We start from the raw sequence: 16,952 nt of genomic DNA, 5'->3' as shown, positions 1-16,952 counted from the left end.
TAATTTGCAGCGAGATTTTATAGCAAAACAAAAATGAAAAAATTTTTATTACTATCATTCCTATTAATTACGGGTATAATGCAGGCTCAGGAAACTACCGGTTCTATTGCCGGAAAACTTTCTGACCGTGAAATGAGCGGTGAGCCACTCCCATTTGCCAATGTATTAATAAAAGGATCTACTAAAGGTATAACATCAGATTATGACGGACTTTATATACTTGACAAATTACAACCGGGCACCTATACCCTGGTTTTTAGTTTTGTGGGATATGAAACATTAGAAGTACCCAATGTAGTAGTTGAAGCCGGAAAAGTTACCGAAGTAAATACAGATCTTGGTTCCAGTGCGGCTGCTCTGGATGAAGTAGTGATCACTACAGTTTCCAGAAGGGATTCACAGGTAGCCCTTCTTATAGAACAGAAGAATTCAGTAAATATTAAAGAAAGCATCGGAGCTCAGGAATTAGCCAAATTAGGAGTTTCCGATGCTGCGACAGCAACGACCAAAATTTCTGGTGTTACCAGCAGTGAAGCTTCTGGAGATATTTTCGTAAGAGGCCTTGGAGATCGTTACCTGTATACCACAATGAACGGCCTTCCTATCCCTTCAGATGACGTGGAGCGAAAGAACATTGACCTGGGGCTATTCCCAACCCGGGTTATTCAGAACATTTCCATAAGTAAAAATTATTCCGCAGAGAATTCTGCCGATCAGGCTTCAGGAAGTATTGACATAACTTCCAGGGAACTTAAAGGTAATAGCGAACTGGATCTTGGGGTAAGATTTGGCGCAAACACGAATGCCGTTGGAGAATTCAGCAATTTTAAGGTTTCGCCAAACCAGGAAGATGTTTATTTCGGGTTTTACGATCAGGCGATTCCAACACGGTTTTCACTAAATAACCAGGGATGGGATCCGGGAACTGCAGTATTTCCAGTAAACCGAAGATATGCCCTTACCGCAGGAAAAGAGTTTGGGGATCTTAGAGTGTTGCTAACGGCTACCAATTCTGTAGATTTTGAATATAATACCGGAACCTTCGCCAACTATCGTAACAATGATTTTGAAGATGGTTTTACAGATGCTACTAATTATAAAAAGACTGATAACAATACCGCTCTTTTAGATCTGGGTTACCAGATAAACGATAATAACAGGATCAAAGCTACCAGTTTATTTATCAATAAAGTTACCGATGAAGTTTTTGAAGGAGGTAGAAATGGAGAAGGAATAGTTTTCGAAGAAAGTGATCGCGGCGACGGTTTTAATCAGTTTGTTCGTGATCAAAATACGAAGCAAACAAGACTTTGGGTGAACCAGTTACACGGTTTCCATGATATGTGGAAAGGCAAAAATGAGATAGAATGGGCTGCAGGTTATAATATGGTAGATGCAGATGAGCCAAACCGAATTAGAAATGAAGTAAATATTCATCCAACAGAACCAATTCTACTAGGTGAAACCAATGCCTATCAGCAAAGAAAATCTGTACAACAGATTGATGATATTGAATTCAACGCTTTTTTCCAGGACCAGTACAATTTTATTGAAGAGGACGAAACTCAGAAGAAGGTATTTGTAAAGTTTGGAGGAAATTACAGAAATAAACAAAGAGACTTTTTCTCTAGATTTTTTGGAACTGAAGAAAGAGACTTTAATACTGTCAACCCTTCATCTATAGATAATTTTGACGGGATATTTACTACAGATAATTTTAACAACAGATCCCTGGTATTTAATACTCTTAATCCAGATATCTACGAAGCAAGTTTAGAGTCTGCGGCAGGTTTCGCTTCTTTTAATTATGGAAATGCCAAATGGAATTTAAACCTCGGAGCACGTTTTCAAAAGGATGAAATAGATGTGATTTTTGATGTAAATAACTACCCCCAAAATCTGCCTAATTTCGTTTATAAATCTTATGATAATATCTACCCGAGTATCAATTTCAGGTTTTCTCCAAATGAAGATTCCAACATAAGACTTGCGGCAAGCAGAACCATAACACTTCCAGAATTTAAGGAAATCGCCCCTTTCGAATATGTTTCTCAAACTGGTTTAGTCACCAGGGGAAATCCAGATCTGGAAGCCTCTACAAATACCAATCTGGACTTGAAATATGAAATTTTCCCAAGTTCCGGAGAGTTGATCTCCCTTACTGGATTCTATAAAAGAATCACCGATCCTATTAACAAAGCAAGAGAGAGAGGTTCTGCACCTGTATTCTCTTATTTCAATGCAGGGGAAGAAGCCAATATTTACGGATTGGAACTGGAGGCCAGAATGGATGTGATCGAAAACGAAAATGAAGCAGGTCTGGACTTGGCAGTTTCTGGAAATATTACCAGAATGTGGCATTCTCAGGATTTAAAAGATGTCTACGACCAGGAGGGACGGTTCATTAGAACTTTCAGATATAATGGCAAAGATGAAATAGGTCTTCAGGGAGCTTCAGACTGGATCTTTAATGCTTCTTTAAATGTTTCTACAGAAACCGAAAATCCATTTACAGCGACTCTTGTGGGAGCTTATGCTTCAGATAAAATTTTCGCCCTGGGTAATCCTGAGAGTCAGAGATTGGATCAGATTGACATACAATATAATGACGAGATCATAGAAAAAGGCTTTGTGACTCTGGATCTAATTATGACTAAAGAACTGAATGAGCATTGGGAATTTCAGTTTAGAGGACAAAATTTACTTAATCCTGAGATCGAAAGATTCCAGGCGATCAGACCCATTTCAGGTAATGTAGATGAATCGAACCAAACTGTAAGATCCTACGATCGCGGAGCCGTATTAAGCTTGGGAGTAAACTATAGTTTTTAACCACATTTTTATTAAACCATAAACCTTTATTAAACCTAGACTTAAAATTAGAATTATGAAAAATCTAAAAAAAATCATGCTATCTACTGCAGTTGCAATGGGAATTTTAGCCACCTCTTGCAGTAGCGACAATAACATTGAGCCTATAGATCCAACCGATAATGGCGGTTCTATACCTTCAGATGATGTAGAGCTTAACGGATCATTAGAAGAAAACAGAACCCTGGATGCTACTAAAACCTATAGCTTAACAGGAATACTATCTGTTGAATCTGGGGTTACTTTAACTATTCCCGCTGGAACTGAAATTATTGCAGATACTGATACAGACCAGAGTGACGCCACAAACGTTTACATCGTAGTTCAAAAAGGAGCACAAATAGAAATCCAGGGAACTTCTTCGGCTCCCGTGGTTATGCGTTCTGCAAATGGCGAAGCTGGAACCTGGGGTGGATTGATCATCGCCGGGAATGCTCCAACGGCTGCCGGTACAGATGCCACTGCTGAAGTAGGAGGAATCGTTTACGGAGGTGAAGACGCTTCAGATGATTCAGGGTCTATAAACTACCTTGTACTGTCTGATGCTGGAGCTTCTATTAACTCTGAGTCCCAGTTCAACGGACTTTCCCTGTACGCTGTGGGATCTGAAACTTCCATCCAGAATATAGCCCTGATTAATGGAGCTGATGACGGAGTAGAATTTTTTGGAGGAACGGTTTCTGCATCAAATCTTTATCTTGAAAACAATGAGGATGATGCTGTAGACTGGACTGAAAGATGGAACGGATCTTTAGATAACGTATACGTTCTTCATACCATTGAGAACTTTTCAACTGCAATTGAAGCTGATAAGGAGAATGGAAACCCAATGATCACTAATTTCACTGCGATTTCTACAACTGGTGGGACTGCGTTGCAATTCAAATCTGTATCTGGAGCAACTATCACTGGTCTTTCACTTTCAGGTTATGATACTGCCGTAGATATTACAGATGATTCAAGAACAGATCTTTCCGGAATTATACTTAACGGAGCACCTGCCGATCTTTCTTTAGATTATTCGGGCAATCCAACTGTAGATGTCTCCATATTCGACTGGATCTCCAACAGAGGACAGGTCTCTGTATTGCCTTCTAGCATTGATGGAGATTTAAGTCTTAATTCCAGTAATCAATATGTAATAAGTAATACCGTTTCAGTAGAAGAAGGAGCTACACTTACAATTCCTGCTGGCACACAAATTACTGCAAGAAGTGATAGTGAGACTGCTGCTACCAGTATATATATAGTTGTACAAAGAGGTGGGATGATAGATATCCAGGGAACAGAAAGCAATCCTGTGGTAATGTCTTCAACATCTGGCGTGGCCGGAAGCTGGGGAGGTCTTGTTATTGCTGGTAAAGCCTCAACAGACGCTGGAACCGACGCTACTGCTGAAGTGGGTGGAATCCTTTACGGAGGTACGATAGACGATGATAACTCGGGATCTATTAGTTACCTGGTCTTAAAAGATGCCGGAGCTTCTATTAATTCCGAATCTCAATACAATGGTCTTTCCCTTTATGCGGTTGGATCTGGAACTACGATTGAGAACATCGCTATTTTAAACGGTGCTGATGATGGTGTAGAATTTTTTGGAGGTACTGTTTCAGTAATGAATATCTACCTTGAAAATAACGAAGATGATGCGGTAGACTGGACCGAGGGATGGAATGGTACTATTGAGAACACTTATGTGTCTCATACTATTGAAAACTTCTCCACAGCCATTGAAGCAGATAAGAGAAATGCCATGCCTAAAATTATCAACTTTACAGCAGTTTCTACCACTGGCGGAACCGCCTTACAATTTAAAGCGACTTCGGGAGCTCAAATAGAAGGTTTATCACTAAGCGGATATGAGACCATCATCGATATTACAGATGATAACAGAACAGATCTTACTGGTATAACCATAGACGGAGTTATAGTGAATGAATCAGCTGCATATGATGCTGAAGCCACAGTAGATATTGCAATGTTCGACTGGGCAAACTAAAAAAATATTCTATTCTAATAATTTGAATATCAGTAATTAGCCAAATTTAAAGGGGTTGTAACGTACAACCCCTTTTTTTATTTTAGCTTTTTTCATTTAGTTATTTTTAATGGCAGGGTTTTTGAAATTTTATTTGTAAGTTTGTCTAAATCCAGATCACAGAGAATGAAGCAAAAGTACCTTTTTATCTTTTTTCTTGTTTGTTTCCTGATAGTTGCCGCACCGGCAAATGCTCAGGAATCTGATCGTGTTCCACAGCGAACAGAAATTCCTATTGATGGATTGTCTATTTATCCTAACCCCGTTACTGGAGGTAAAGTTTATATTTCCTCTACCAGGAATCAGGAGAAAATCATAGAGATCTATAATGTTTTAGGTAAGCCCGTTCAAAAAACCCGTTTAAGAGGTCGTGAAATGGACGTTTCATCACTTACTCCCGGTATTTATATTTTAAAGATACAGGAAGGGAAAGCAAAAGCTACCAGAAAACTTGTAGTAAAATAAATCACTATCTCTTTACTTTTTAAACGGCTTCTGTTTCAGAGGCTTTTTTTATTCCTTAATTTTGAGGAAAATTCCACTATTTTCTATGCTCGAAAAAAGAATCTTTGAGATCTCAGATGAAGATGAGTTTGAGGCTCTGGCATTGGAGGTTTTTGAGCATCAATTCAGCAACAATAAGGTCTACCAGAAATTTTGTGAACTTTTAAATAGAAAGCCTGGCGATGTGACCACTCTTAAGAACATCCCTTTTCTACCCATTGAGTTTTTTAAAACTAAAAAGGTCATTAGTGATGATCGAATTCCGCAAATTACTTTCACCAGTAGCGGAACCACCGGCTCTGTTACCAGCAAACATCATGTAACCGATCTTCGGCTTTATGAAGAAAGTTTCCTAAAGACATTTAATAGATTCTATGGAAAGCCTTCAGATTATACTTTTCTTGCGCTACTCCCCTCTTACCTGGAACGAAAAGGCTCCTCCCTGATCTATATGGCAGATCACTTAATTAAAAGTTCAGGAAATAAGGATAGTGGTTTTTACCTGGATGATCTGGATTCTCTTTCTGAAAAACTGAATAAACTTGATGCAGGAGGAAAAAAAGTATTTTTAATAGGAGTTTCTTTTGCCCTTTTAGACCTGATCGAGAAAAGACAGTTCCATTTGGAAAATACCGTGATCATGGAAACCGGCGGAATGAAAGGAAGGCGCAAGGAAATGATACGGCAGGAGTTGCATCATCATCTAAAAAATGGCTTTGGAGTTGAAAAAATTCATAGTGAATATGGTATGACCGAATTGCTTTCTCAGGCTTACTCGAAAGGAGATGGAGTTTTTGATTGTCCGCCATGGATGCATATGCTCATTCGCGATCCGGAAGATGCCTTATCTCTTTTGCCCGATGGAAAAACCGGCGGAATTAATGTTATAGATCTTGCCAACCTCAATTCATGTTCATTTATTGCCACTCAGGACCTTGGAAGAATAAATAATCAAGAAATTGAAATTCTGGGAAGGTTTGATAATAGCGACGTTAGGGGCTGTAACTTGCTTTTATTATAATTTTTTTCGCTATCTCTGTAAAGTTTCAGAAAGTTTTACGACACAACTAGTGCAGAATTATAATGACACTAAATCATTGATATTCTGCAGGCTAAGTGAAATTTTTCATATTAGATTGGTTAGTTAGTTGCGAAGCCTTCAGATACTCTCTGAAGGCTTTCGTTTTTCAACTATATCTTATTATTCCAAGAAATTCACAGGTCTCTTAAGACGTGTGAAAGAAAGTAAGATACAGGATCATCGCCATGGAAATAACAAATATGATCCCACTAATAATATTTTCGGTTCTTGGATTGTCCACATCACTGTATATAGATATTTACGTAAAAAACCGAGATACAGTTTGTAACCGATAAAAACTAAAACGAAATTTCTATTTCGCGTGAATGATATAGGTGTTTTTTTTCCCTTTATTAAGGATCACATATTTATTATTGATAAGATCTGAAGTAGTGATCATATAATCCTCTTTAACCTTCTGCTTATTTACCGAAACTGAATTTTCCTTCAACGCTCTCCTTGCTTCTCCATTGGAATTAAGAAAATTCGTTTTTGCTGAAAGTGCCGCGATCATATCAAGCCCCGCTTCAATATCATTGAGAGCCACCTCAGCCTGAGGTACACCTTCAAAAATATCCAGGAATGTCGCTTCATCAAGTTTTCTAAAATCATCGGCAGTACTTTTACCAAATAAAACTTCAGAAGCCGCCAGAGCATTCTCGAAATCAGCTTCAGAATGAACCATTGTAGTCACTTCTTTTCCCAGTACCTTTTGTAATTCTCTCTGGTGTGGGGCTTCCCGATGCTTTTCTATTAATGTTTCTATTTCCTCTTTGCTTAAAAAAGTAAAGATCTTGATATATTTTTCAGCATCCTCATCGCTGGTATTTAACCAATATTGGTAAAATTTATAAGGAGAGGTCCTGTTGGCATCAAGCCAAATATTTCCTCCTTCGGTTTTCCCGAATTTTGTCCCGTCAGCCTTTGTTATAAGAGGACAGGTTAAAGCATAACCTTTTCCATTTCCAATTCTTCTAATTAACTCTGTACCGGTAGTAATATTTCCCCACTGGTCGCTCCCTCCCATTTGCAGTGTACAATCATGCTCTCTGAAAAGATGCAGGAAATCATACCCCTGTACTAACTGATAAGTGAATTCTGTAAATGACATTCCTTCGGAAGAATCTGAAGAAAGCCTTTTTTTCACAGAATCCTTCGACATCATATAATTAACTGTAATGTGTTTTCCAACATCCCGAATGAATCCCAGGAAAGAAAAATCTTTCATCCAGTCATAATTATTAACAAGCAGGGCAGCATTCTCATTGCTAGAACTGAAATCAAGAAATCTGGAAAGTTGTTCTTTTATCGCATTCTGATTATGCCTTAAGGTCTTTTCATCCAAAAGATTTCTTTCGGCCGACTTTCCCGATGGATCACCGATCATTCCTGTGGCCCCACCAACCAATGCATAAGGTTTGTGACCGCAAAGCTGAAAATGGCGCAGCATCATTACACCCACAAGATGGCCTATATGTAGAGAATCTGCCGTTGGATCTATCCCGACATAAGCAGATCGCATTTCTTCCATTAGATGTTCTTCGGTCCCCGGCATGGTATCGTGTAACATCCCGCGCCAGGTGATTTCCTCAACAAAATTCTTATCCATAATATTTTAATATTTCAGTAAAAACAGGCGTAAAGATACCATAAAGCTTTATTTTTCCTAAGTGCTTTGGTTATATTTACCACATGATTCTGGTAACCGGAGGAACAGGTTTAGTTGGCTCCCATCTTTTATATGAGCTGGCGGGTAAAAATGAAAAGCTTAGGGCTATTATGCGGTCCTCAAGCGATATTGGTAAGGTAAGAAAGGTTTTCGGCTATTATTCTGATAAAGCTGAAGCTGACATGCTATTTAATAGGATCGAGTGGGTCACAGCCGACATCAATGATATTCCTTCATTAGATTTAGCTTTTAAAGATATTACACAAGTATATCACTCTGCAGCACTTGTCTCATTTGATCCTTCCGACGAAAAAAAATTAAGAAAGATCAATATTGAAGGCACCGCCAATATTGTAAATCTTTGTATCGAAAATAAAATAAAAAAACTCTGCTATGTAAGTAGTGTAGCTGCAATTGGATCTGCCCTGAATAATTCAAAACCTGACGAAAATTCGAAATGGAACCCTGAAGAAAATCATAATGATTATGCTATTTCTAAATACGGGGCTGAAATTGAAGTTTGGAGAAGTACCCAGGAAGGTGTTGATGCTGTAATTGTAAACCCGGGAGTGATCATAGGTCCTGGCTTCTGGAATTCAGTAAGTGGAAAAATTTTCAGCAAAATAGACAAAGGCCTTAATTATCATTTTCCAAAAGTCACTGGATTTGTTGGAGTCAAGGATGTTGTAAAAAGCATGATTGCTCTAATGAATTCTTCCATAAAGAATGAACAGTTCATTATAGTTTCTGAAAACTTGAGTTTTGAAACAGTTTTAAAAGAATCTGCGAGAAATATGGGCAAACCGGAACCTGATAAAAAACTGCAGAAATGGATGATCGCTTTAGGCTGGATATTTCAAAAAATCGGGAGCTGGTTCGGAAGAAATAGACAGATTACCAGAGATGCTATAAATGGTCTTTACGAACAAACATATTTTGACAATTCCAAGGTAAAGGAAAAGCTAAATTTCGATTTTACTCCTATGAGCGAAGTTTTAAAAGAAACAGCTAAATTCTATAAAATCGACAAAAATTCTTAATTCACTTCTTCTCTGGTTGAGACCGGGGGCTCGATCAAACTATCTATTCTCTTTCTTTTCAAATCCTCAAAGTCTCTTCTTTTGTTTGAATCGTTCTTTAAAGAATCTCTAAATTTCGGATTAACTTTCAAAGAATCTAAGGCTTCTATCGAATCTTTTTTCAACTGTTTGATGCTATCTTCAATTTTCACTTCAATCTCTCTAAGGGAATCCAGCTTATTTTTCATAAACTGAACCCTGTTTTTCACACTATCATAAATACCCTCATATTCATCATAATGCTCTGAATACCAATCACTACTTCGCTCAAACTGAAGACTGTCTATATCGAACTTCTCATAGATATAAGTATCAGGGTTAATCCCCGTTGCTTCCAGCTTTTGTTTATTATAGTTCCTCGCAGCGTGAAGCAGTGAAATTTCCGTAAGTACATCAATCATCTTATCCTTAGGAATAAGGTCTTTAGGCTTTTCCGATCTTTTCAGATCCTGGCAGGAAACTGAAACTATCAAAAGCAGCAATAGAAGAGTATTTCTATGATTAACGATCAAAACTTAATCTTTCAGCATTTTTAGCAAACGGGGTATGTTTAAAATTCTTATAAACCAGCTTCCCATTTACAAAGGTATGAGTCACCCTTGATTTAAAGGTTGTTCCTTCAAAAGGAGACCATTCACATTTAGAGAAAATATTATCTGGCTGTACTGCCCATGGAGAATTAAGATCTACCAGCACAAGATCTGCTTTATAACCTTCTCTTATAAAACCTCTTTTTTCCACTTGGAATAAAATTGCAGGATTATGGCAGGCCTTTTCAACTATTTTTTCCAGAGATATTTTTCCCTGATGATGCATTTGTAATAATGCCGGTAAGGCATGTTGCACTAACGGGCCGCCACTTGGAGCCTTGGTATATACATTTTTCTTTTCCTGCTTGGTATGCGGAGCATGGTCGGTCGCAAGAACATCCAGATGATTATCCAATAAGCCAGCTAATAATGCTTCCTGGTCTTTTTTAGTTTTAACCGCCGGATTCCATTTTATGAGCGTCCCTTTTTTTGCATAATCTGAATCATTGAACCATAAGTGATGTATACAAACTTCAGCAGTGATCTTTTTATCTTTTAAATCCTTCTTATTATTGAAAAGACTTAATTCCTTAGCGGTTGAAACATGGAAAACATGTAATCTTGCTCCTGTTTTCTTAGCTAGTGCCACAGCTCTGGAAGAAGATTTATAACAGGCTTCTTCGCTTCTTATCTTTGGATGCAGCTCAATAGGAATATCTTCCCCATATCTTTTAATGCAATCTTCTAAATTCTTTTTTATGGTCTCTTCATCTTCACAGTGCACCGCAATTAATACCGGAGACTTTTTAAAGATCTGTTCCAGCACTTTCTCATCATCTACCAGCATGTTTCCGGTAGAAGAACCAAGAAATAGTTTTAAGGCAGCAACTTTCTTAGGATCTATCTTTTCAATCTCGCTAAGATTATCGTTGGTACCTCCAAACATAAAAGAATAATTAGCATACGAAGTTTCTTCAGCTATCTTAAACTTTTCTTCCAACATTTCCATATTGGTTGTTTGAGGCAAAGTGTTAGGCATTTCTATAAAGGAAGTGATCCCTCCTGCAACTGCAGCTCTTGAACCTGTTTCAATAGATTCTTTATGAGTAAGCCCCGGCTCCCTGAAATGCACCTGATCATCTATAAGACCCGGCAAGAGATAGGTCCCTTCCGCATCAAAAATATTTACATCGGGAGATTTGGCACTAATACTTTCAGAAATTTCTGATATGATTCCGTCTTCGATAAAAACATCACCATCAGTAATTTTTCCTTCGTTTACAATCTTTGCATTCTTGATTAAAACCTTCTTCATTAGACTTTTTTCCTGTTAAACAGACTTTTAAGCTTCATTTTAATTACCCCAAAAACGGCTTCAGAAATTATGGAGCCGCTCATTTTAGAAGTCCCTCGGGTTCTATCGGTAAATATTACCGGAACTTCTATAATTTTAAAATTATAAAGATGAGCTTTAAATTTCATCTCTATCTGGAAAGCATAACCTACAAACTGTATTTTGTTGAGATCTATTGCTTCCAGCACACTTCTTTTATAACAAACAAATCCTGCAGTAGTATCCTGAATATCCATTCCGGTCACAAACCTCACATATCTGGAAGCGAGCCAGGACATTAAAACCCTGCTCATGGGCCAGTTAATTACGTTTACTCCCGTAATATAACGTGAGCCAATTGCCACATCTGCGCCGTCCCTTTTGCAGGTATTGTATAATCTTACAAGGTCATTGGGATTATGAGAAAAATCGGCATCCATTTCAAAGATATATTCATAATCTCTTTTCAAGGCCCATTTAAAACCGTGTATATAGGCGGTACCGAGACCCTGTTTTCCAACTCTCTCTTCAATGAACAACCTCTCGGGAAATTCAGCTTGTAAGGTTCTTACCCTGGTAGCAGTACCATCAGGAGAATTATCATCCACTACCAGAATATGAAATTTCCGTCTTTGAGAGAATACATTCCTAATAATGCGTTCTATATTCTCAATTTCATTAAAGGTGGGTATAATAATTATCCCATTTACCATTCCCAAATATTTTGCACAAATGTATGGAAATTAAAATTTCAAAACTTTACGATTGGCCACAGGAATAATGGTCAAAATTTTACATTTGTAAAAATTTATTTCATGCAGGCGACAGAAAGATTTTATGAATACCAGGATTGGATTACTATCATATTCCTGGCATGCTTTACTCTTCTCGTTCTTGCAAAATTACTATTTCCCCAGCGCTTCGAGGAATTTATATCCTTACTAAACTCGAGCAAATTTATAGCCTTTAAGGGAAAAGAGAATAAAGCTTTTCATGCTTTTAACATATTATTATTGTTAACCCAGGCTTTAGCTATATCTGTATTTCTTTATATCGCCTATACTTATTTTTTTGAAACTTCAAGCCCGGCAATAATAGTATTCATAAGGATACTTACCGCATACATTTCGCTGATCCTTATCAAAGCGGGAATTGAAAAAATTATAGGAAATATTTTTGAACTCGATGAGAAGATCGATTATTATTTATTTCAAAAATTGAGTTACAGGAATTTCATCTCTCTTTTTATACTGGTTGCAGCATTATTTTTGGTTTACACGATAAATCCTACTGGCTTAATCATAGGCACGATAGGGGGATTAGCGATTATAGCAAATGCTATAGGCCTGATTATCATCTATAGAAGAAATCAAAGTGTGCTTAGCGCTAATTGGTTCTATTTTATTTTGTACCTTTGCGCACTTGAAATCGCCCCTTATATTATTTTGTACAAGCTAATTACAATATAAAAAGGATCTAATAAATTTTTATTTATGAAAGTGAAAACAATTTTGGTTTCTCAACCCGAACCTAAGGTAGAAAATTCACCTTATTTCGAGCTGGAGGAAAAGCAAAGAGTTAAAATTGATTTCATTCCCTTTATACATGTTGAAGGCGTACCTTCTAAAGAAGTTAGACAACAAAAAATTGATCTTACAAACTATTCGGCTATCATTCTTACCAGTCGTAATGCGGTAGATCATTTCTTTAGAATTGCTGAAGAGATGAGATACAAAGTGCCAGATACTTTAAAGTATTTCTGCCTGAGTGAAGCGGTAGCTTATTATTTACAGAAGTACGTAGTTTACCGTAAACGTAAGATTTATGTGGGGAAGAGAACATTTGCTGAATTAGCACCACTAATAAAGAAGTACAAGAATGAGAAGTTTCTTTTACCTTCTTCAGACATGCTAAAACCAGATGTTCCAAAAACATTGAATAAATTAGGGGTAGAATGGAAAAAAGCCGTTTTTTACAGGACGGTAGTTAGTGACCTTTCTCACCTGAAAGATGTTACTTATGACATCCTGGTATTTTTCAGTCCTAGCGGAATAAAATCTCTATTCGAGAATTTTCCTGACTTTAAACAAAATGACACTAGAATTGCTGTTTTTGGAAATACAACCATCAAGGCTGCTAAAGAACATGGCCTGGTGTGTAATATTAAAGCTCCCACTCCGGAGACTCCAAGTATGACTATGGCAATTAATAAATATATAAGTGAAGTAAATAAGAAGTAACACTTCTTTCATTTGCTTTTAAAACATAAAAAATCCGGTCTTTAGACCGGATTTTTTGTTTCAACATCTAACAAATTAACACTACTTTACCGGAGCGCCATTCATGATCTCTTCATTAGCATTCTCTTCAAACTTACTGAAGTTCTTTCTAAAGAAATTTGAAAGCTCTTTTGCTTTCATATCATAAGCATTCCGGTCTTTCCAGGTATTCTTGGGATTTAATATTTCTGAAGGTACATTTTCACAAGTCTTCGGCATCTGTAGACCAAATATTTCGTGTTTTTCATATTCTACATTGTCCAGTTTTCCTTCTAATGCAGAACTTATCATTTCCCGGGTATATTTCAGCTTCATTCTGTTCCCCACACCATAAGGTCCACCTGTCCAACCGGTATTTACCAGCCAAACATTTACCTCTGCCGCTTTCATTTTTTCGCTTAACATTTCAGCATATTCCGTTGGATGAAGCGGCATAAATGGCGCTCCAAAACATGCGGAAAAACTTGGTACGGGCTCATCTACCCCGGCTTCAGTTCCTGCTACCTTTGCCGTATAACCACTTATAAAATGATACGCAGCCTGTCCTGGCGTGAGTTTACTTATAGGAGGCAAAACACCAAAAGCATCTGCTGTAAGAAAGAATATATTTTTAGGATTTTTTCCCGTTGAAGGTTCCTGAATATTCTGAATATGATGAATGGGATAACTTACTCTTGTATTCTGGGTGATCGTTGTATTTTCAAAATCTACATCTCCATTCGTATCAAGAACCACATTTTCAAGAATAGCCCCTGGTTTGATCGCCCGGTAAATATCAGGTTCATTCTCTTCAGATAAATTGATCACTTTAGCATAACAACCTCCTTCAAAATTGAAGATTGTATTTTCTTCAGTCCATCCATGTTCATCATCACCGATCAATTTTCTTTCTGGATCTGCGGAAAGAGTTGTTTTCCCTGTACCCGATAATCCGAAGAATATAGCGGTATCTCCATCTTCTCCAACATTCGCAGAACAATGCATAGGTAAAGTGTTCTTGTATACGGGAAGAATAAAGTTTAATGCAGAAAAAATTCCTTTTTTGATCTCCCCGGTATATCCGGTTCCTCCAATTAAAGCGATCTTTTTACTGAAGTTAAGAATTGCAAAATTTTCCTGTCTTGTCCCGTCTGTTTCGGGATCGGCTTTGAAACCTGGAGCATTTACAATTAGCCAGTCTTCCTTGAAATTATCCAGTTCATCATCACCAGCTCGCAAGAACATATTGAAAGCAAAAAGGTTTGACCATGGATATTCATTTACAACCCGAATGTTTAAACGATATTTATCATCTGAACAAGCGTAGGCATCTCTAGCATACACCTCTTTACCTTCCAGGTAAGCTGTTACTTTTTTATAAAGCTTATCAAACTTTTCCGGATCAAAGGGAATATTGATATCTCCCCACCACACCTTATCTTTTGTTACCTCATCTTTTACAATGAATCTGTCCTTTGGTGATCTACCAGTAAACTGACCGGTGTTGACAGCCAAAGCTCCAAATGAGCTTTCAACTCCCTGCCCGAGCCTTAAAGTTTCCTGATGTAATTCCTGCGGAGATAGCTGATAATGTACTGTGGCGTTTTTGATCCCGTAATCCTCTAACGAAATCGTTTTCGTAATTTGGGTGTTATCGACCATAAAAAAATCAATTCTGTTGTTTGTTTAGGCGTACAAAAGTAAAAATCTTAAGTAGATAAAACGCTAAACAAAATTAATTTATTTCTTTTTTAACTTTATGAATTTCAGGAGTAAAATGATCCAGGCTATTATTAAAAGGCTTCCTCCCAGGGGAGTCAGCAGGGCAAAAGGCGTAAAATCTATTCCCGATATACTTCCCGTGGTAAGCAGATAAATAGAACCTGAGAACAGAACAGTTCCTCCACAAACAAGATAAAAAATACTCTTTGAAGCTTTTTCTGAAAAGGATCCCAAACCTCCAAGTATTAAGAGTAAAAAAGCATGATACATTTGAAACCTCACTCCCGTCTCAAAGGAGTTTAATGACTCGCTGGAAATTGCCTCTTTTAAACCGTGAGCAGCGAATGCTCCAAGAATTACTGCTAACAATCCAAAAATGGCTCCAGCAATTAAAAATTTCCTGTTCATACTTTCAATTTTATTTGATTCAAAGTTTTAATACATTCGTCCAACTACACAAAACTAACTTAATTTATGCGAGAAATTTTAATTGTAGGAGCAGGAAAATCTACCTCTGTTCTTATTAATTACCTGTTACAACAGGCCGACAAAGAAGATCTCTTTCTAAGAATTGGAGATATTGATATTGAAAACGCTAAAAAAGCCTGCAATGACCACCCCAAGTGTGAAGCTTTTGAACTGGATGTCTTTAAAGCTGAAAGCAGAGAGCCGGCAATTGAAAGAGCCGATATTGTTATTTCCATGCTTCCGGCCAGATTTCATATAGAGGTCGCCAAAGACTGCCTTAAATTCAGTAAAAATATGGTGACTGCTTCCTATATAAGCGACCAGATGAAAGAGCTTGATGAACAGGTAAAAGCTAAAGGCCTTGTTTTTATGAACGAAATTGGTGTAGACCCCGGCATAGACCACATGAGTGCGATGCAGGTGATAGACAGAATTCGTGATAAAGGCGGCAAGATCCTGTTATTTGAATCTTTTACGGGGGGACTTGTTGCTCCTGAAAGTGATAATAACCTCTGGAATTACAAGTTTACCTGGAATCCTAGAAATGTCGTGGTTGCAGGACAGGGTGGTGTTGCAGAATTCATCCAGGAAGGCAAATACAAATACATCCCGTACCATAGATTATTCAGAAGAACCGAGTTTCTTCAAATAGAAGGCCACGGAAAATTTGAAGGTTATGCCAACAGAAATTCCCTGAAATATCAAAGTATCTACGGACTTGAAAATGCACTGACCCTATATAGAGGAACCATTAGGAAGGTTGGATTTAGCCGGGCCTGGAATATGTTTATTCAATTAGGAATGACAGATGACAGCTTTGAAATGAAAGATTCTGAAGAAATGAGTTACCGGGATTTTATAAATTCATTCCTCCCATATTCTCCGAGTGATTCGGTTGAGCTGAAAGTTCGACATAATCTAAAAATAGATCAGGATGATATTATGTGGGAAAAACTCATCGAATTAGACCTTTTCAATCCAAATAAAAAGATAGGAATCAAAAATGCCACTCCTGCCCAGGCGCTCCAAAAGATATTAATGGATAAATGGTCATTATCGCAGGATGATAAAGATATGATTGTGATGTATCACAAGTTTGGATACGAATTGGATGGCGAGAAAAAACAAATAGACTCCACTATGGTCCATATTGGGGAAGATCAGTCAAAAACGGCGATGGCCAAAACTGTAGGATTGCCTGTGGCGATGGCTACTATTATGATCCTGAATGGAGAAATTAAAACTCCGGGAGTTCAACTTCCTATTAGAAAAGAAGTTTATGAACCATTATTAAGCAAACTCGAAGATCATAATATCAAATTTAAAGAAAAAGAAACAGAATACCTGGGATATAATCCATTTGGAGAGGTAGGCAATTAGAAATGGAAAGCATTTTTTG

The 16,952-nt window shown here is 37.5% G+C and carries 14 protein-coding genes; 8 read left to right on the top strand and 6 right to left on the bottom strand.

The window, feature by feature from the left end:
• Positions 1 to 33 precede the first annotated feature (33 nt).
• From LGQ90_RS13770 to LGQ90_RS13755, 4 genes are all read left to right on the top strand, one after another.
• Complete coding sequence (locus LGQ90_RS13770; protein WP_229341835.1) at positions 34 to 2,832, top strand: TonB-dependent receptor; 2,799 nt, start codon at positions 34 to 36, stop codon at positions 2,830 to 2,832.
• A gap of 55 nt (positions 2,833 to 2,887) precedes the next feature.
• Positions 2,888 to 4,870, top strand: coding sequence for an autotransporter outer membrane beta-barrel domain-containing protein (locus LGQ90_RS13765; protein WP_229341831.1), 1,983 nt, complete (start codon positions 2,888 to 2,890; stop codon positions 4,868 to 4,870).
• Positions 4,871 to 5,035: 165 nt separating this feature from the next.
• On the top strand, positions 5,036 to 5,374 hold the full coding sequence (locus LGQ90_RS13760) for a T9SS type A sorting domain-containing protein (RefSeq protein ID WP_229341830.1): 339 nt from the start codon (positions 5,036 to 5,038) through the stop codon (positions 5,372 to 5,374).
• An 85-nt stretch (positions 5,375 to 5,459) separates the two neighbouring features.
• Positions 5,460 to 6,434: a LuxE/PaaK family acyltransferase gene (locus LGQ90_RS13755; RefSeq protein WP_229341828.1), complete on the top strand. Its 975-nt coding sequence runs from the start codon at positions 5,460 to 5,462 to the stop codon at positions 6,432 to 6,434.
• A gap of 373 nt (positions 6,435 to 6,807) precedes the next feature.
• Here the strand turns inward: LGQ90_RS13755 and tyrS are convergent, their stop codons facing one another.
• Positions 6,808 to 8,103: a tyrosine--tRNA ligase gene (tyrS, locus tag LGQ90_RS13750; RefSeq protein ID WP_229341826.1), complete on the bottom strand. Its 1,296-nt coding sequence runs from the start codon at positions 8,101 to 8,103 to the stop codon at positions 6,808 to 6,810.
• Positions 8,104 to 8,186: 83 nt separating this feature from the next.
• On the opposite strand from tyrS, the gene LGQ90_RS13745 reads away from it, so the two are divergent.
• Complete coding sequence (locus LGQ90_RS13745; protein WP_229341824.1) at positions 8,187 to 9,203, top strand: NAD-dependent epimerase/dehydratase family protein; 1,017 nt, start codon at positions 8,187 to 8,189, stop codon at positions 9,201 to 9,203.
• On the opposite strand, the gene LGQ90_RS13740 is transcribed toward LGQ90_RS13745, so the two are convergent.
• Genes LGQ90_RS13740 through LGQ90_RS13730 form a run of 3 tightly spaced genes read right to left on the bottom strand, consistent with a single transcriptional unit; the run spans position 9,200 to position 11,818 of the window.
• A complete protein-coding gene (locus LGQ90_RS13740; protein ID WP_229341822.1) occupies positions 9,200 to 9,754 on the bottom strand; it encodes a DUF4296 domain-containing protein in 555 nt (184 codons plus the stop codon). The genes LGQ90_RS13745 and LGQ90_RS13740 overlap by 4 nt on opposite strands.
• Entirely contained in the window at positions 9,744 to 11,087 is a 1,344-nt protein-coding gene (locus LGQ90_RS13735) for a dihydroorotase (RefSeq protein ID WP_229341820.1), read from the bottom strand. Before LGQ90_RS13735 ends, LGQ90_RS13740 begins: the two co-directional genes overlap by 11 nt.
• Complete coding sequence (locus tag LGQ90_RS13730; protein WP_229341818.1) at positions 11,087 to 11,818, bottom strand: polyprenol monophosphomannose synthase; 732 nt, start codon at positions 11,816 to 11,818, stop codon at positions 11,087 to 11,089. Before LGQ90_RS13730 ends, LGQ90_RS13735 begins: the two co-directional genes overlap by 1 nt.
• A 102-nt stretch (positions 11,819 to 11,920) precedes the next feature.
• Here LGQ90_RS13730 and LGQ90_RS13725 point away from each other — a divergent pair, with 102 nt between their 5' ends.
• Entirely contained in the window at positions 11,921 to 12,574 is a 654-nt protein-coding gene (locus tag LGQ90_RS13725) for a DUF4271 domain-containing protein (RefSeq protein ID WP_229341816.1), read from the top strand.
• A 24-nt stretch (positions 12,575 to 12,598) separates the two neighbouring features.
• Positions 12,599 to 13,345, top strand: a complete 747-nt coding sequence (locus LGQ90_RS13720) for a uroporphyrinogen-III synthase (protein WP_229341814.1) — start codon at positions 12,599 to 12,601, stop codon at positions 13,343 to 13,345.
• An 81-nt stretch (positions 13,346 to 13,426) separates the two neighbouring features.
• Here LGQ90_RS13720 and pckA read toward each other — a convergent pair whose 3' ends face one another.
• Together pckA and LGQ90_RS13710 are read right to left on the bottom strand one after the other, a co-directional pair.
• Positions 13,427 to 15,025, bottom strand: coding sequence for a phosphoenolpyruvate carboxykinase (ATP) (gene pckA, locus LGQ90_RS13715; RefSeq protein WP_229341811.1), 1,599 nt, complete (start codon positions 15,023 to 15,025; stop codon positions 13,427 to 13,429).
• Positions 15,026 to 15,103: 78 nt separating this feature from the next.
• Positions 15,104 to 15,493, bottom strand: coding sequence for a DUF423 domain-containing protein (locus LGQ90_RS13710; protein WP_229341808.1), 390 nt, complete (start codon positions 15,491 to 15,493; stop codon positions 15,104 to 15,106).
• Positions 15,494 to 15,559: 66 nt separating this feature from the next.
• On the opposite strand from LGQ90_RS13710, the gene LGQ90_RS13705 reads away from it, so the two are divergent.
• Complete coding sequence (locus tag LGQ90_RS13705) at positions 15,560 to 16,933, top strand: saccharopine dehydrogenase family protein (RefSeq protein ID WP_229341805.1); 1,374 nt, start codon at positions 15,560 to 15,562, stop codon at positions 16,931 to 16,933.
• The last annotated feature ends 19 nt before the right edge of the window (positions 16,934 to 16,952 follow it).

Origin of the sequence: Christiangramia sediminis (genome assembly GCF_020552705.1) — a bacterium.
GTDB classification, from domain to species: domain Bacteria; phylum Bacteroidota; class Bacteroidia; order Flavobacteriales; family Flavobacteriaceae; genus Christiangramia; species Christiangramia sediminis.
Note: the sequence above shows the minus strand (reverse complement) of the source record. Positions and strands in the feature narration are given on the sequence as shown.

Bases quoted from the DNA above. Each gene is read 5' to 3' on its own strand.
- LGQ90_RS13725 (WP_229341816.1), top strand. From the start codon at position 11,921: ATGCAGGCGACAGAAAGATTTTATGAATACCAGGATTGGATTACTATC.
- LGQ90_RS13730 (WP_229341818.1), bottom strand. From the start codon at position 11,818: ATGGTAAATGGGATAATTATTATACCCACCTTTAATGAAATTGAGAAT.
- LGQ90_RS13710 (WP_229341808.1), bottom strand. From the start codon at position 15,493: ATGAACAGGAAATTTTTAATTGCTGGAGCCATTTTTGGATTGTTAGCA.
- tyrS (WP_229341826.1), bottom strand. From the start codon at position 8,103: ATGGATAAGAATTTTGTTGAGGAAATCACCTGGCGCGGGATGTTACAC.
- LGQ90_RS13745 (WP_229341824.1), top strand. From the start codon at position 8,187: ATGATTCTGGTAACCGGAGGAACAGGTTTAGTTGGCTCCCATCTTTTA.
- LGQ90_RS13760 (WP_229341830.1), top strand. From the start codon at position 5,036: ATGAAGCAAAAGTACCTTTTTATCTTTTTTCTTGTTTGTTTCCTGATA.
- LGQ90_RS13770 (WP_229341835.1), top strand. From the start codon at position 34: ATGAAAAAATTTTTATTACTATCATTCCTATTAATTACGGGTATAATG.
- pckA (WP_229341811.1), bottom strand. From the start codon at position 15,025: ATGGTCGATAACACCCAAATTACGAAAACGATTTCGTTAGAGGATTAC.
- LGQ90_RS13705 (WP_229341805.1), top strand. From the start codon at position 15,560: ATGCGAGAAATTTTAATTGTAGGAGCAGGAAAATCTACCTCTGTTCTT.
- LGQ90_RS13720 (WP_229341814.1), top strand. From the start codon at position 12,599: ATGAAAGTGAAAACAATTTTGGTTTCTCAACCCGAACCTAAGGTAGAA.
- LGQ90_RS13765 (WP_229341831.1), top strand. From the start codon at position 2,888: ATGAAAAATCTAAAAAAAATCATGCTATCTACTGCAGTTGCAATGGGA.
- LGQ90_RS13755 (WP_229341828.1), top strand. From the start codon at position 5,460: ATGCTCGAAAAAAGAATCTTTGAGATCTCAGATGAAGATGAGTTTGAG.
- LGQ90_RS13735 (WP_229341820.1), bottom strand. From the start codon at position 11,087: ATGAAGAAGGTTTTAATCAAGAATGCAAAGATTGTAAACGAAGGAAAA.